This window comes from Neptunicoccus cionae (assembly GCF_014643735.1).
Lineage (GTDB): Bacteria > Pseudomonadota > Alphaproteobacteria > Rhodobacterales > Rhodobacteraceae > Amylibacter > Amylibacter cionae.
Map to the genome: position 1 here is coordinate 74,287 of NZ_BMKA01000001.1, position 15,906 is coordinate 90,192.

Consider the following 15,906-nt stretch of genomic DNA (forward strand, 5'->3'; position numbering starts at 1 on the left):
AAAAATGGGTCTTCATTATGGCTGTTAATCCACCCCGTCCTTCGCTGCCATCGCTCAACGGATTGCGGGCCTTTGAATCTGCGGCGCGTCTGGGGGGATTTAAACAGGCCGCGGCAGAGCTGAATGTCTCTGCGGGGGCGGTGGCGCAGCATGTAAAAGCACTAGAGGGCTGGTGTGGCGGGGCGCTTTTTGTGCGCCACGCCCAAGGGGTCAGCCTGTCTTCTTTAGGTCAGCAAGTGCTGCCGGAGTTTATCGCGGCCTTTGACGGGATCAGCGCGGCGAGCCAGCGATTGCGCAGTCTGGCGGCGCCTAATAGCTTGAACATTGCCACCCTGCCAAGCGTGGCGCAATTGTTGCTGGCAGAATGGCTGCCCGATCTGCGCGTCGCCCTTCCAGAGGCACGGATCTCTGTTACAGCGATGGAAACTCCGCCGAACCTTTCACGGGAGCCGTTTGATCTGAGCATATTTTTCGGAGCTGCAGCAGAGGACAAGGGAGCCATCCTGCTGGCGGGGCCGGATCATTTGGTGCCGGTGTGCGCGCCGACCCTTGCGCAAGGCGTGTCCGATTTTCACGAGCTGATGGCGTTACCCCATATTTCAGACCAGTTCTGGCCGGACGATTGGGCGCGCTGGGCGCAGGCGGCTTTTCCCGATCAGAATTACAGCGGCACTGGGCCGAGCTATTCGCTTTATAGTGTTGCCGTGCGCGAGGCGGTGAACGGTGGCGGTGTGCTGATGGGGCATCAGACGTTGGTGGCGCCGCTTCTGGCGCGGGGTGATCTGGTGCCGGTTCTGCCGGTCAAGGTCCCACTGGAGCTGAACCTGATCCTGTGGCGCAATCCGGTGCTGGCGCAGTCTGGTCTGCTGGATCAACTGATCGCGCAAATCAGGGAGCTGGCAATGCGAGGGTAGTTACTGCCACTGCACATCGCCCAAAAAAATATAGCCCGCGCCGTAGATCGTTTTGATCAGCTTGGGGTTTTTCGGATCATCCCGCAGTTTGGTGCGCAGGCGGGACACGCGCACATCCATCGCGCGATCAAAGCTGTCTCCGGCTTCCCCGCCCAGTAGTTCCTGCATTTGTGCGCGGGTGATCAGGCGGTTCGGGGCCTCTAGGAACAGGCGCAGGACTTCGCCTTCGGCGTGGCTGAACGGGGTTGGCGCGCCGTCTTCGGGTTGCAACAGGAACTGGTCGAAATCAGCAGACCAACCTGCAAATCGCGCAATTCGGGATTTGGTTGTCGGGACCGAACGGCCCCGGCGCAACAAAGCGCGGGCGCGGGCAACCACCTCGGCAGGATCAAAGGGCTTGATGATGTAATCATCGGCACCTAGTTCCAGCCCTGTTATTTTGTCCTGTACCTGATTACGTCCTGAAATGATGATGATAGCAGCGCCGAGGTTGGTCGCCAAACGGTGCACCAGCGCCAGTCCGTCCTTATCGGGCAGGCCAAGATCTACCAGACAAATGTCAGGGTTCAGTCCCGCCATCGCTGCTTCGAATTCGGTTGCGCGGCTGAAACCGGCGGTGCGAAAACCCGCAGCCTCCAAAGCTTCGGCCAGCATCAGGCGGATTTGCGGCTCGTCGTCGAGGATTGTCACCAGCGGGGCGGATGGGGGGGTGGTCATGCCTGAACCTCGTCAAATTTTTCGGCCAGTTGTGCCTCTGCGAACGGTTTGTTGACCAGAGGAAACTGTGCTTCGGCTTGTTGGCGCACAGGATCGTCCGCGGGTAGCCCCGTCATCATAATGACCGGTACATTAATGCCTGTATCCAGCAGCGCACGGGCCATGTCGAGCCCTGTCATACCCTCGCCAAGCATGATGTCAGAGAGGACATGGCTAATTCCGGGGACCTGTGACAGGACCAGCGCCTCTTCGGCGGTGTCAGTTTCCAGAACCACATGCCCCATTGCCCGCAACATTTCGCGGGTGTTTTCACGCAGGTCATCCTTATCCTCTACCAGCAATACCATGCCCAGACCGGAAGTGAGAGAGCCATAGCGCAGGGGCAGTTGCACTGTAACCTTTGCCCCGCCCTCACTGCGGTTGTTGATGCGCACGCGTCCGCCCGAGAGTTGTGCAAAATCATATACCATGGTCAGGCCGAGCCCCGATCCTTCAGAAGCTTTAGAGGTAAAAAACGGATCAAGCGCGTTGCTTAGTCCTTGGTCCGAGAAACCCGGTCCGGTGTCACAAACAAGAAATTCGACCCACGTCGTGCCGCGCAGGCGGGCGGTGACAGAGATCGTGCCGTCGTCCTGCCCGTGGCCTAAAATTGCATCCCGCGCGTTTAACACAAGGTTCAGCAACCCGTCCTGCATAAATCCGCGATCAAGCATGACAGGACGCTCTATGCCTTCGTTTTCTATCTCTAGCGTGATGGTGTCGGGCAAGGCAGCTTTGGCGAGCGCGGAAAGATCCTCAAACAGCGCATCAATCCGAACGGCAGAAACCGACAGATCGCGGCGGCCCGATACGTCTGATAGCTTGTCCAGCAAGACTCCGCCGCGCAGGGCAGCGGCTTTGGTTGTGGCTATGGCCTCTGCCGCTTCGCCGGGCATGTTGTCCATCCGCTCCAATTGTCCCTGAAGGCCAAGGATGACCGTCAGCAAGTTGGCGAAGTCATGGGCCAGACCGCTGGTCAGTTGTGCGGCAAGTTCCCGTTTACGCGTCTGTTGCAGCGCGGCACGGGCCTGTGCCTCGGCGGTAATGTCCATCGACAATACGTAGGCTCCGACGATATCCCCATCGGGGTTGATATCCGGTGTAAAAGCCGCGCGAACGCGGCGGGTGCCTTCGTGTAAGTCGAATTCGCTAACATTGGCGTCGCCCGCCAACGCCTTGTCAAACATCGGACCAATCTGGCGGTGGGCATCCGGCCCAAGCGCTTCTTTCGTGCTCAGCCCGATAATATCGCGGGGGGAGGCGCCGATCACCTCGAACAGTTTGCGGTTGGAGTAGGTGTAAACCTTGTTGCGATCTACGTGGGCAATATGGGCAGGGGTCATTTCTGCTGTGACACGGGCGCGGGCCTCGGCGTCGATCAGGTCGCGCTTTGCTTCTTCAAGCGCACTGTTGGTCGCAGCCAGTCTTCGGATGGTTTCGGTCAGTTCTTCGGAACGGGTTATCAGATCCGCCGAGAGCTTTTCACCCTCGGAACGCAACATCGCTTCTTGTCGCTTGATCTGGGTGATGTCGGTGTAAACCGTGACCCAACCACCGGTGCGCAGGGGGCTGCCCTCCACCGAAATCCAGTCGCCGTTGGCCCGCTGGCGTTCCATATAGTGGGGTTCAAAATCGCGGGCTTGATCCACCCGCAACTGCACGAAACTCTCCAGATCATCGACGTGGCCATATTCTCCGCGTGATGCAAGATATCCGATGGTTTCGCGAAAACGGGCGCCGGTTTCCACCAGATGGTCTGGCAGGTCGAACATTTCCTGAAACCGCCGGTTAGAGACCGCCAGTTTAAGGTCCGCATCGTAAATCGTCAGCGCTTGCCCGATCAGGTTAAGCCCTGATCGCATCATCTGTGTGGTGGTTTGATCCGTCATATCTATCGCTAGCAGAGCAATCGCGCGGAAAGCCAGCGAAGAATGCGATTGTTACAATTTGATACAATTGCGCAAAATTTGAGAATAATTTTGACCGCAAGAATTGGGCAATCAATGATGATGCGTGGGGAATCATGGACCCTGCGCACACGCTCTCCACGTTTGGGAAACCGTGGAACGGGCAACTGGGAGGATATTCTGTGACATCTGGACCAACACCGACAGGTGAGCTCAATACGATTCCGCGCCTGCTGGCGCGGAATGCGTCTGTCTACGGCGACAAACCGGCCTACCGCGAAAAAGAATTCGGTATCTGGCAAAGCTGGAACTGGAAACAGGTTTCCGAGGAAATCAACGCTTTGGCGCTGGGCCTGCTGGATATGGGGCTGAACCAAGGAGATCACGTTGCTATCATCGGGCGCAACCGACCCTATTTTTACTGGGCAATGGTCGCGATCCAGTCCTGTGGCGCTGTGCCTGTGCCGCTTTATCGGGATGCTGTGGCCGAGGAGATGGCCTTTGTGCTGGACCATTGTTCCGCCCGTTTTGTGATCGCTGAAGATCAGGAGCAGGTGGATAAGGTGCTAGAAGTTCAGGAAGGCCTGAACATGCTGGAACAGGTGATCTATCTCGATCCACGCGGGATGCGCAAATATGATCGTAGCAAGTTGCACGACTATAAGGAAGTTCAGGCCAAGGGCCGTGCAAGCGGTCTGCAAGCCGAACTGGACGCCCGTCTGGCAGTTCAGGATTTTGATACAACTTGTGTGATGCTTTACACCTCTGGCACCACCGGACGACCCAAAGGCGTGGTGCTGTCCAACCGCAATATCGTAAAATCCGGTCAGGCCGTGTCCGAGTTTGACAACCTGCGCGTGGATGATCGGGTGCTGGCCTATCTGCCGATGGCTTGGGTCGGGGATTTCATCTTTACGGTGGGGCAGGGTTATTGGACCGGCTTTTGTGTGGCCTGTCCCGAAAGCCCTGATACCATGCAGGCGGACCTGCGGGAAATCGGCCCGACCTATTTCTTTGCGCCGCCCCGTTACTTTGAAGGGCTGCTGACCAATGTGATGATCCGCATGGAAGATGCGTCACCAATGAAGCAGCGCATGTTCAAGAAATACATGGATTTTGCAAAGGAAGTCGGCCCGAAACTGCTGGACGGTAAGCCCGTCACCTTCGGGGAGCGGATGAAATATGCGCTGGGCAATATACTGGTGTATGGCCCGCTGAAAAACACGCTCGGCCTAAGCCGTACGCGGGTTGGATACACTGCAGGGGAAGCGATCGGGCCGGAGATTTTCGATTTCTACCGCTCGCTCGGCATCAACCTGAAACAGCTTTACGGCCAGACAGAAGCGTCGGTTTTTGTCACCGTACAACCCGACGGAGAGGTCCGCGCCGATACAGTTGGTGTGCCTGCACCGGGTGTGGAGCTGAAAATCTCTGACACGGGAGAGGTCTTCTACCGCTCCCCCGGTGCCTTTGTGGAATATTACAAAAACCCCGAGAGCACCGCCGACACCAAAGACGCCGAGGGCTGGGTGGCCACGGGCGATGCGGGCTTTATCGAAAAAGACAGCGGCCATCTTCGGATCATCGACCGCGCCAAAGACGTGGGTAAAATGGCCGATGGCAAGATGTTCGCGCCGAAATATGTCGAGAACAAACTGAAGTTCTATCCTAATATTCTCGAAGCGGTGGTCTTCGGGAACGAGCGGGAAAAATGCTGTGCTTTCATCAACATCGACCTGTCGTCGGTGGGCAACTGGGCGGAACGCAACAACATCGCCTATTCGTCCTATCAGGAACTGGCAGGCCATCCGCAGGTTCTCTCTACGGTGCAGGAACACGTTGAGGCGGTGAATAAATCCGTTGCCGAAGACGAAATGTTGTCGGGCTGTCAGATCCACCGCTTCTGTATCCTGCACAAGCAACTGGATGCCGATGACGGTGAATTGACCCGCACTCAGAAAGTGCGCCGCCGGATCATTGAAGAGAAGTTCAAGGACATCATCGACGCGCTTTATGACGGGTCGGAGAAAATCTCCACCGAGACCGAAGTGACATATGAAGACGGGCGCAAAGGCTCCATCAAGGCAACGCTGGAACTGCGGGATGCAAAAGTGTTCCCAACGGCTGCGCAAAGGATAGCAGCGGAATGACTATGGCAGAGACATACCAAACACCCGACGGCCGCACCATTGGTGGTCAGGTCATGGAAATGAAGAACATCACCCTGCGTTTTGGCGGCGTGAAGGCGATTACCGATATCTCGTTTGATATCCGCGAAGGCGAGATCCGCGCGATCATCGGCCCGAACGGGGCGGGAAAATCGTCCATGTTGAACGTGATGAACGGTTTTTATCACCCACAAGAGGGCGAGGTTTGGTTCCACGGCAAGAAACGCGGGCCGATGAAGCCGCACCAGATCGCCAAGCAAGGCATCGCGCGGACGTTTCAAAACATCGCTTTGTTCAGCGGCATGTCCACGCTTGATAACATCATGACCGGACGGCTGACCCATATGAACACGGGCATCCTGAAGCAGGCGATGTGGTGGGGACCGGCGGAAAAGGAAGAAACCGAAAACCGCGAAGTGGTTGAGAAGGTGATCGACTTTCTGGAAATCCAGACGATCCGCAAAACGCCTGTTGGTCGTCTGCCCTATGGTTTGCAAAAGCGGGTGGAGCTCGGACGTGCGTTGGCCGCCGAACCCAAGCTGCTGCTGCTGGACGAACCGATGGCCGGCATGAACGTCGAGGAAAAAGAGGACATGAGCCGCTTTATTCTGGATGTGAACGATGAATTTGGCACCACAATCGCCCTGATCGAACACGATATGGGCGTGGTGATGGACATCGCCGACCGCGTGGTGGTGATGGATTACGGCAAGAAAATCGGCGACGGCTCGCCCGATGAAGTGCGCAACAATCAGGACGTGATTGATGCCTATCTGGGGGTGGCCCATGACTGATTTCGCGATAATGACAGACAAAGTGGAGACTATCCAATGAGCGCCGGTTTTTACTACGGGATGGAAGTTTTCCTTAACGGGCTGATGACAGGCGTGCTCTATTCGCTGGTGGCGCTCGGGTTTGTGCTGATCTTTAAATCATCCGGTATTTTCAATTACGCCCAAGGGGTTATGGCGCTGTTTGCGGCCTTGACGCTTGTGGGCTTGCAAGATGGACAGGTGCCTTTCGCCCATCTGATCAACTCGATCTTTGGGACGCAAGTTCACCATTTCGGCTGGCATCTTCCGGCCCTGCTGGCAATCCTCCTGACAGCGGGTGTGATGGTGATCCTCGCCATTGTGGTGGAGCGATACATCCTGCGCCATCTTGTGAACCAGCCCGATATTATCCTATTTATGGCGACCATCGGGCTGGCCTATTTCATGGAGGGTTTCGGCGATCTGATGTGGGGCTCCGAGATCAAGAAGCTGGATGTGGGTATTCCCCAAGGCGGCAATTTGTGGATCGAGGAAAGCACTGCCTTTCTGGGCGGTGACGATTTCTACGGCTTCTATCTCGACAGTCTGGACATTGTGGCCGCGGTGTTTGCAGGGCTTCTGGTTCTGTCGCTGGTGCTGTTTTCCCAATACACTAAAACCGGCCGCGCGTTGCGGGCTGTGGCGGATGATCACCAAGCGGCTTTGTCTGTTGGCATTTCCCTGCGGTTCATCTGGGTCGTGGTCTGGTCCATCGCCGGTTTCATCGCACTGGTTGCGGGGATCATGTGGGGCTCCAAATCCGGTGTGCAGTTCTCTCTGTCGCTGATTGCACTGAAGGCACTGCCGGTGCTGATGCTGGGCGGGTTCACCTCCATCCCCGGAGCGATTGTCGGTGGTCTGATCATCGGTGTGGGGGAAAAGATGTTTGAATTCCTCATTGGCGCGCCCTTCCTTGGCGGCGCAACCGAGAACTGGTTCGCTTATATGCTCGCGCTCGTCTTCCTTGTCTTCAGACCGCAGGGTCTGTTTGGCGACAAAATCATCGAAAGGGTGTGACGATGCAGCTTTTCGCAAATGCCGGAGCCTCCGGCGGGGATATTTTTAACCAGAAGAAGACCCATGGTCGCAGAATTCAAAAGGGGCAGCGCTGATGTTTTATCGTGAAGCGGGTGATTTCAAGACGTCTTACGCGGACGACAGCCAGACGTTCCCGATCAAGTTCGACCGGTATCGGTATTGGGTTGTTCTGGCCTTCGCCTTTCTGGTGGTGCCGTTCATCATCAATGATTACTGGCTGAACGCGGTTGTTCTGCCGTTTCTGATCTATTCGGTAGCGGCGATCGGGCTGAACATTCTTACCGGCTATTGCGGGCAAGTCAGCCTTGGCAGCGGCGGTTTCATGGCGGTGGGGGCTTATGCCTGCTACAAGTTCATGACCTCTTTTCCGGGGATGGATATTTTCTCGGTGATCCTGCTGTCCGGTTTTGTGACTGCGGCGGTGGGCATTCTGTTCGGTCTACCAAGCCTTCGGATCAAAGGGTTCTATCTGGCGGTGGCCACACTGGCGGCGCAGTTCTTTCTGGTCTGGCTGTTTAACAAGGTGCCTTGGTTCTACAACTATTCCGCGTCGGGCCAGATCAACGCGCCGGAGCGCACTGTTTTCGGATACGCGGTGACGGGTGCTGAAACGCAGGCTTGGGCAGTTTATCTGGTGGCGCTGGTTATTGTGGTGCTGCTGGCGGTTATTGCGCGGAACCTGACCCGTGGGTCATTGGGGCGCAAGTGGATGGCGATCCGTGATATGGATATCGCTGCCGAGATTATTGGCGTGAACCCGATGACTGCCAAGCTGTCGGCCTTTGCCATCAGCTCTTTCTACGTGGGTATAAGTGGCGCGATGTTCTTTGTGCTTTACCTTGGTGCTGTAGAAGTGGGTGAGGCGTTTGGGATCGGGAAATCCTTTATCATCCTGTTTATGGTCATCATCGGCGGGCTCGGGTCCATCTTTGGATCATTTGCAGGGGCTGCCTTTATGGTGCTGATGCCGGTGCTGCTGAAAAACGTGATGGTAGGGCAGTTGGGCTGGGCCACCGATCTGGCGGCGCATTTCGAATTTGTTATCGTGGGCGGGCTGATCATCGTGTTCCTTATTCTGGAACCGCATGGTCTGGCGCAACTATGGCGTCTGGCCAAAGAAAAACTGAGACTTTGGCCTTTCCCGCACTAGGGCCAAATTAATTGCGCCCTTTTGGGTGTGCATACTGTGTCAAAACCTTGGGAGGATAGAACACATGAAGTTTACGAAACTCGCAGCAGCAGCCGTGGCGGCTGTCATTACTGCGGCGCCGGTGATGGCGGATCTGGTGGTCCCATCGCTGAGCTACCGCACCGGACCTTATGCGGCTGGTGGTATCCCATTCGCTGATGGTTACGCGGATTACCTGACACTGCTCAACGAGCGCGACGGCGGTGTCGGCGGCGAGATGATCAAGGTCACCGAGTGCGAAACCGGCTATAACACCGAAAAAGGTGTGGAGTGCTATGAAGCCACAAAAGGCGAAGGCGCACTGGTTTACGAACCGCTGTCCACTGGCATCACCTATCAGTTGATCCCGAAAGCCACTGCGGATGACATTCCGGTTCACACATTGGGCTATGGCCGGACATCTGCCAAAAACGGCGATGTGTTCAGCCACGTGTTCAACTATCCTGCGAACTATTGGGACGGCGCGTCCGGCATGGTTAACTACCTGCTGGAAACCAACAATGATGACATCAGCGGCAAGACCATCGCGCTGGTTTATCACAATTCCGCTTTCGGCAAGGAGCCGATCCGCACACTGGAAGAACTGGGCAAGAAGCACGGCTTTAAACTGACCCTGCTGCCCGTTGACCACCCCGGTCAGGAGCAGAAATCCCAGTGGCTGCAAATCCGCCGCGAAAAACCCGACTATGTTCTGATGTGGGGTTGGGGCGTGATGAACCAGGTTGCGATTCAGGAAGCCGCAAACGTGCGTTTCCCGATGGAAAACTTCATTGGTATCTGGTGGTCCGGCGCGGAGCATGACGTTCTGCCTGCTGGCGAGGCTGCAAACGGGTATAAAGCTGTAACATTCCACGGTGTTGGCAGCGACTTCCCTGTTTACGACGACATCAAGAAACATGTGGTTGATGCGGGCAAGGCTGCGGGTTCCGGCGACAATGTTGGTTCGGTTCTGTACAACCGTGGTCTCTACGCAGCGATGCTTGCTGTTGAAGCGATCAAGGATGCGCAGGCTGCGACCGGCAAATCCGACATCACAGCGGGCGATCTGCGCGATGCGATGGAAGGTCTCGAAATCACCGAAGCGCGGATGGAAAGCCTTGGTCTGGGCGGTTTTGGCCCCGAGTTCAAAGTGACCTGTGAAAACCACGGCGGTGACGGCCTTGTGGGTGTTGCCCAGTGGGATGCCTCTGCGAAAACCTGGTCGCTCATTTCGGACTTCAAACCAACAGATGCGGAAGTGATCGATGCGCTGATCAAAGAAGATTCCGAAGCCTACGCTAAGGAAAACAACATCGAATCCCGCTGCAACTAAGGCGCGGTTTCAAACAATCACCGGGCGGAGTGTCCCGCCCGGTGAACCCAAATGTAAAAGCTTGGAAGTGAACGATGCTGGACGCTGGCAAAACCGAGACCCTGTTAGAGGTCAACAACATCGAAGTGATCTACAATCACGTTATTCTCGTTCTGAAAGGGGTGAGCCTCTCTGTGCCCAAAGGCGGGATTACAGCGCTGCTTGGTGGGAATGGTGCGGGTAAGACCACGACGCTTAAGGCGATTTCCAATCTTCTGCATTCGGAACGCGGTGAAGTGACCAAAGGGTCGATCCTGTACCGCGACGATCCTGTAGCCGACCTGTCGCCCGCCGAACTGGTGCGACGCGGGGTTATTCAGGTGATGGAAGGGCGGCATTGTTTCGAGCATCTGACCGTTGAGGAAAACCTTCTGACTGGCAGCTATACCCGCAACATCTCCCGTGCCCAGCTCGCGCAGGATCTGGATCTGGTCTACACCTATTTCCCGCGTCTCAAGGAACGGCGCAAGTCGCAGGCGGGCTATACCTCGGGCGGGGAGCAGCAAATGGTTGCTATTGGCCGTGCGTTGATGTCCAAGCCTGAAACTGTGTTGCTGGACGAGCCGTCGATGGGGTTGGCGCCCCAGCTGGTGGAAGAGATTTTCGGCATTGTAAAAAGCCTGAACGAGCAAGAGGGCGTGTCGTTCCTGCTGGCAGAGCAGAACACCAACGTCGCCCTGCGCTTTGCTCATTACGGTTACATACTAGAGAGCGGCCGTGTGGTGATGGACGGTCCTGCCGCCGAGTTGCGCGAAAATCCGGATGTGAAAGAATTCTATCTCGGCATGTCGGATGACGGGCGTAAGTCCTTCCGCGATGTGCGTAGTTACCGCCGCCGCAAACGTTGGCTGAGCTGATCCGGCGCGCTTTGGCGTAACGGGGATTGAGTATTTTAGGAACATTGAAGCCGCACCCGATGGGTCGCGGGGTGGAAGAGAGCAGTCTGATGGCATTTTACGACGAGTTGGAAACACGCAACGCAGAACAGCGGGCAGCGGATCTGGCCAAGGCCCTGCCGCGCCAGATCGCACAGGCGCAAGCCAACGCCAAAGGCTATGGTGCAGCGCTGGCGGATGTGGATGCGGCGCAGGTGGTGGATTTGGCCGCGTTGGCGAAACTGCCGGTTTTGCGCAAATCCGATTTGGTGGCAGCACAGAAATCGACACCGCCCTTTGGTGGGTATGCTGCGCACGGGGTTGCGGGGTTTGACCATGTGTTTCAATCGCCCGGTCCGATCTATGAACCGGGGATGCGCGGGCGTGACTGGTGGCGCATGGGGCGCGGACTGTTCGCAGCCGGTGTTGGCAAGAATGATGTGGTGCAGAACTGTTTTTCCTATCACCTGACCCCTGCGGGTATGATGTTTGAAAACGGCGCGGCGGCTGTTGGGGCAACGGTTCTGCCAGCAGGAACGGGTCAGACCGAATTGCAGGTTCAGGCGGCAGCGGCGCTTGGGGTGACGGCCTATACCGGTACGCCAGACTATCTGAAGGTGATCCTTGATAAGGCGGCTGAAATGGGCGTTGAACTGGGGCAGTTGAAGAAAGCTGTCGTGGGCGGCGGGGCGTTGTTCCCGAGCTTGCGGGCCGAATATGCCGATCGTGGGATTGCCTGTCTGCAAGGCTATGGCACCGCTGATCTGGGCTCTATCGCCTATGAAACTCCGGCGATGGAGGGGATGATCGTGGATGAGGGTGTGATTGTAGAGATTGTCACGCCGGGCACGGGCAACCCTGTGTCTGAAGGGGAGGTGGGCGAGGTTGTTGTGACCACGCTCAACCCTGATTATCCGCTGATCCGTTTTGCCACGGGCGACATGAGCGCGGTTCTGGCGGGGCAGTCCCCTTGCGGGCGCACCAACATGCGCATCAAGGGCTGGATGGGGCGTGCGGACCAGACGGCGAAGATCAAAGGTATGTTTGTGCGCCCTGAACAGGTGGCCGATCTGGTGGCGCGGCATGGTGAAGTGTCCAAGGCCCGCGTTGTCGTGACCCGTGACGGTGAGGCGGACAGCATGACAGTGCTGTGCGAGGCTGCGAACGGTGCGAACGTGGAGCAGATTGAAGCCTCAGTGCGCGATGTGCTAAAACTGCGCGGTCGCGTGGAGTTGCAAGCATCTGGAAGCCTGCCAAACGACGGCAAGGTGATCGACGACCAGCGCAGCTATGACTGACACCTGACCGCCCGTCCGGGTGACGTGGTGTCCGAATTGTCCGGCGCGCGCGGCATTGCTATAGCGATCTGAGAAACGTTGCAGGCGGGGAATGACCCGCTTGCCCAACAGATGGACGCTGCCATGCCGGATACCCACCCCTTTGACCTCGCCACTGCTCTGACAGCCACAGATACCGGTGTCTGGCGCGGTGCACCTGCACCGGATTATGCCAATATGGTCGGCTCTTTCGGCGGGGCCACAACCGCGACCGTGCTGAATGCGGTGCTGAGCGATGATCGCTGTCAGAGTGATCCGGTGTCCATGACCATCAACCTGCTGTCCGCGATGGGAACAGGCGGGTTCGAGGTTGTGTCCAAGCTGTGCCGGACCGGAAAATATACCCAGCACTGGACCCTTGAACTGGTGCAGGACGGGAACATCTGTGCCGCCGCAACTGTGGTCTGCGGACATCGCGGGGATACCTTTGCCTATCAGCCTGTGACGATGCCGGATGTGCCTCCGGCAGAGGCTGCCGGAATGCGGGACGGGCGCGGACCGCTGAAATGGCTGGAGCGCTACCGTTTTGGGTTTGTGTCCGGCGGGCCGGATTGGACCGGAAAACCGAAAGAGCAATTTGGTGCGTCGCGGACGGAAGTCTGGGTCGGGGATAACCCGCCACGGCCTATGGATTATTTGTCGTTGGCAGCCCTTGCGGACAGTTTCTTCCTGCGTCTTCTTCACGTGCGCGGCACAATGCAGCCGATGGGGTCGGTATCTATCACCACCCACTTTCTGGCGAATCGCGCGGATATCGCGGCACAGGGCAGTGCGCCGGTTCTCGGGGTGGCGGATGCGATGCGGTTTCAGGGGAATTTCCACGACCAGCAGATGCAGCTTTGGTCTACGGATGGCAAGGTGCTTGCCACGGGGACACAACTGGTGTGGTACCGCCAGTAGCCGCTCACGACGGGGGCGCTGCATTCATCACAGCCTACAAAAGCAAAAGGCCGCAGCGGGTGCTGCGGCCTTTTGAATACCATATGTCGGAAACTTAACCTTGGCGTGCTTTAAAGCGACGCTGGGTTTTGTTGATCACATATACGCGGCCCTTACGACGAACCACACGGCAATCCCGGTGGCGCGCTTTGAGCGAGCGGAGCGAGTTTTTGACCTTCATGGCCTTCTCCTTTTTCGCGGCGCGCGGGGAGGCGCCTTATTGTTTCAGTTATACCAGACCCGAGAGGGGAATGGTGGGCGTAACTGGGATTGAACCAGTGACCCCTTCGATGTCAACGAAGTGCTCTCCCGCTGAGCTATACGCCCGAATCCAAGCATCTGTCGAACCTGACAGAAATTCGTGTTCGCGGTCTATATGCGGGTTCGGGGATGGGTTCAAGAGGTTTTGCATCTCTAATCGCGCAATGGTATCAGTTGATGACAAGAGAGACCGCCATGACCCCTGTAGAATACCATTTGCACCTGCCCGAAACCATCACCTGCGGGGCGGTTTTTTCCTCTCCGCACAGCGGGCGGGACTATCCGGCGGCGTTTTTACAGGAATCGGTTTTGGATTCGGTTGCGATTCGAAGTTCGGAAGATGCCTTCGTGGATGAACTCTTCGGGGCAGTGACCGATTTCGGCGCGCCCCTGCTGTGCGCCTCGGCGCCGCGGGCCTATGTGGATTTGAATCGTGGCATCGACGAACTGGATTCCGCCGTGATTGAGGGCGTTCGTGCCTTTAAAGGGAATCCCCGCGTTGCATCAGGGCTGGGGGTGATTCCCCGTGTGGTGTCCGAAGGGCGCGCCCTGATCAGTGGTAAGATCAGCATCAACGAGGCTGAGGCGCGGCTGGAGCGGTACTACACGCCTTATCATGACCAGCTTGGCGATCTGCTGCAGACCGCCCGTGCGGCCTTTGGGCAGGTGCTGCTGGTGGACTGTCATTCGATGCCCCATGAAGCAGTGGCCAATGTATCTGGAATGTTCGGTCGCGCGCCGGATATCGTGCTTGGGGACCGGTTCGGTTCGTCCTGTGACAACGCCTTTGTCGAAGAGATTGAGAGCTTTCTGAAACAGGAAGGATTCCGTGTGGCGCGGAACACGCCCTTTGCGGGGGCCTATATTGCGCAGGCCTACGGGCGGCCGAGTTCGGGACAGCATTGTGTGCAGATTGAAATTGACCGCTCCCTGTATCTGGACGAGAAAACAGTGACCAAAAGTGACCGGTTTGATGATGTGCGCAGAAGTCTGGGCAGAGTTGCCGCACAGATTTGTCAGTTGACCGACTGGCCGATGCAGATGGCGGCGGAATAGCCATGGCGCGCGTCTAGCGCGCCCCTTCGAGATACCACAGATCCAGATCGCCTTTGCCTTTGATGCTGACTTTGCCCCGTTCTTCAAAGTTGAACTGGGACCCCAGAATAGCCTTTGTTTCCGCCGTGACTTGAATTTTGCCATTGGTGCCAAAGGTTTCCAGCCGCGCGGCTGTGTTCACGGTATCGCCCCAGACATCATAGAACGGTTTCTTGGTACCGATTACGCCCGCCACGACAGGGCCGGTATGAATGCCGATGCGCAATTCGATTGTTTCGCCCATCTCCTCGGCGAATTTGTTGGTTTCAGCGACCATATCAAGCGCCATGCGTGCCACCCGTTCGGCGTGATCAGGTTGGGGTTCAGGCATCCCCCCTGCAACCATAAACGCATCGCCCAGCGTTTTGATCTTTTCCAGCCCGTGGCGGTTGGCCAATTCGTCAAAGCGGGTGAAAAGCTGGTTGAGGAATTTCACCAGCATGTCGGGGCTTTGGTGGCTGGCACGGGGGGTAAACCCGACAATATCTGCAAACAGGATCGTTGCTTCTTCGTGGCTGTCCGCAATGGTGCGGCCCGGATTGCGCTTGAGCTGCGCTGCAATCGGGCCAGGCAGCATGTTGGCGAGCAGGGCCTCGGAGTATTCGTATTCCTTTTGCAGAGCTTCCTCGGCAAGGCTGGCCTGTTTGAAGCCGTAAAACACCATGCAAAATATGAACAGCATCGCGGTGGGGATCGAGAGGTAGTAAAACACATCAAGGAACCCGTCCGAGACGACGATGAACGGGGCAGGCTGGTCAAAATTGCGATCTGCGATGATGAAGCAGGCCAGCCCGAGCAGGATCGAAAGGATCGAAAGCGGGTTTTGCCGGATGCCAAAGATGGCAATCGCCGTCGTTGCGCCTGCCAGCAAGTAAAAATGCGCTCCGGAGCGGGCAGAAAACATCCACGCAATCGTCGTGGCAAACGCCAGCCAGAGTGTCAGATTATAAAGCCCCCCTGCATAAGGATTGGACGCATGCAGAAGGGGGGTCAGCTGGAAGGCGATTGCGCAGAACATGGTCAGGCAAATCGGAATCCACAAGGCCTCTGCATCGTAAAGGGCAAAGAGGATTGCATGAGGCACGGCAAGCGCGGTGATCAACATCACAAGAATGTTGGTCATGACAATCCGCCGCTTTGCCGGTCCTTCGAATTTCTCCGTGCCATAGGAGATCCAGCCAAGCAGGCGCGATTTTAAAAGATCGCCCACTTCGTCACCATTAATCTTTTGAATAAAAAAACCCTCACGTCATGGTGACGTAAG

General features: G+C 56.9%; 14 protein-coding genes and 1 tRNA gene. 10 read left to right on the forward strand and 5 right to left on the reverse strand.

Features of this window, described 5'->3' with window-relative positions; all coding sequences use genetic code 11:
• Positions 1–17: 17 nt before the first annotated feature.
• Positions 18–914 (forward strand): LysR family transcriptional regulator, encoded by an 897-nt coding sequence (locus IEX10_RS00290; RefSeq protein WP_188669797.1) that lies wholly within the window; start codon positions 18–20, stop codon positions 912–914.
• Here IEX10_RS00290 and IEX10_RS00295 read toward each other — a convergent pair whose 3' ends face one another.
• Together IEX10_RS00295 and IEX10_RS00300 are read right to left on the reverse strand one after the other, a co-directional pair.
• Positions 915–1,631: a response regulator transcription factor gene (locus IEX10_RS00295; RefSeq protein WP_188669799.1), complete on the reverse strand. Its 717-nt coding sequence runs from the start codon at positions 1,629–1,631 to the stop codon at positions 915–917.
• Complete coding sequence (locus IEX10_RS00300) at positions 1,628–3,565, reverse strand: PAS-domain containing protein (protein WP_373287415.1); 1,938 nt, start codon at positions 3,563–3,565, stop codon at positions 1,628–1,630. Before IEX10_RS00300 ends, IEX10_RS00295 begins: the two co-directional genes overlap by 4 nt.
• Positions 3,566–3,759: 194 nt before the next feature.
• Here IEX10_RS00300 and IEX10_RS00305 point away from each other — a divergent pair, with 194 nt between their 5' ends.
• From IEX10_RS00305 to IEX10_RS00340, 8 genes are all read left to right on the forward strand, one after another.
• The gene (locus IEX10_RS00305) at positions 3,760–5,727 is read left to right on the forward strand and encodes an AMP-binding protein (RefSeq protein ID WP_229678379.1); all 1,968 of its coding nucleotides are present in this window, start codon (positions 3,760–3,762) and stop codon (positions 5,725–5,727) included.
• Positions 5,728–5,729: 2 nt separating this feature from the next.
• A complete protein-coding gene (locus IEX10_RS00310; protein WP_188669805.1) occupies positions 5,730–6,539 on the forward strand; it encodes an ABC transporter ATP-binding protein in 810 nt (269 codons plus the stop codon).
• 36 nt (positions 6,540–6,575) lie between these two features.
• The gene (locus tag IEX10_RS00315) at positions 6,576–7,574 is read left to right on the forward strand and encodes a branched-chain amino acid ABC transporter permease (RefSeq protein ID WP_188669807.1); all 999 of its coding nucleotides are present in this window, start codon (positions 6,576–6,578) and stop codon (positions 7,572–7,574) included.
• A gap of 94 nt (positions 7,575–7,668) precedes the next feature.
• On the forward strand, positions 7,669–8,745 hold the full coding sequence (locus IEX10_RS00320; protein ID WP_188669809.1) for a branched-chain amino acid ABC transporter permease: 1,077 nt from the start codon (positions 7,669–7,671) through the stop codon (positions 8,743–8,745).
• A 64-nt stretch (positions 8,746–8,809) separates the two neighbouring features.
• A complete protein-coding gene (locus IEX10_RS00325) occupies positions 8,810–10,096 on the forward strand; it encodes an ABC transporter substrate-binding protein (protein ID WP_188669811.1) in 1,287 nt (428 codons plus the stop codon).
• A gap of 74 nt (positions 10,097–10,170) precedes the next feature.
• On the forward strand, positions 10,171–10,992 hold the full coding sequence (locus IEX10_RS00330; protein WP_069301001.1) for an ABC transporter ATP-binding protein: 822 nt from the start codon (positions 10,171–10,173) through the stop codon (positions 10,990–10,992).
• An 89-nt stretch (positions 10,993–11,081) separates the two neighbouring features.
• Positions 11,082–12,308, forward strand: coding sequence for a phenylacetate--CoA ligase family protein (locus IEX10_RS00335; protein WP_188669813.1), 1,227 nt, complete (start codon positions 11,082–11,084; stop codon positions 12,306–12,308).
• 123 nt (positions 12,309–12,431) lie between these two features.
• On the forward strand, positions 12,432–13,247 hold the full coding sequence (locus IEX10_RS00340; RefSeq protein WP_188669815.1) for an acyl-CoA thioesterase: 816 nt from the start codon (positions 12,432–12,434) through the stop codon (positions 13,245–13,247).
• A gap of 94 nt (positions 13,248–13,341) precedes the next feature.
• Here IEX10_RS00340 and ykgO read toward each other — a convergent pair whose 3' ends face one another.
• Both ykgO and IEX10_RS00350 read right to left on the reverse strand, forming a co-directional pair.
• Positions 13,342–13,467, reverse strand: a complete 126-nt coding sequence (gene ykgO / locus IEX10_RS00345; RefSeq protein ID WP_072746485.1) for a type B 50S ribosomal protein L36 — start codon at positions 13,465–13,467, stop codon at positions 13,342–13,344.
• A 71-nt stretch (positions 13,468–13,538) separates the two neighbouring features.
• Positions 13,539–13,613: transfer RNA gene (locus IEX10_RS00350), tRNA-Val, on the reverse strand.
• A gap of 129 nt (positions 13,614–13,742) precedes the next feature.
• Here IEX10_RS00350 and IEX10_RS00355 point away from each other — a divergent pair.
• Entirely contained in the window at positions 13,743–14,603 is an 861-nt protein-coding gene (locus IEX10_RS00355) for an N-formylglutamate amidohydrolase (protein ID WP_188669817.1), read from the forward strand.
• Between the two features lie 13 nt (positions 14,604–14,616).
• Here IEX10_RS00355 and IEX10_RS00360 read toward each other — a convergent pair whose 3' ends face one another.
• Positions 14,617–15,852, reverse strand: a complete 1,236-nt coding sequence (locus IEX10_RS00360; RefSeq protein ID WP_188669819.1) for an adenylate/guanylate cyclase domain-containing protein — start codon at positions 15,850–15,852, stop codon at positions 14,617–14,619.
• Between the last annotated feature and the right edge of the window lie 54 nt (positions 15,853–15,906).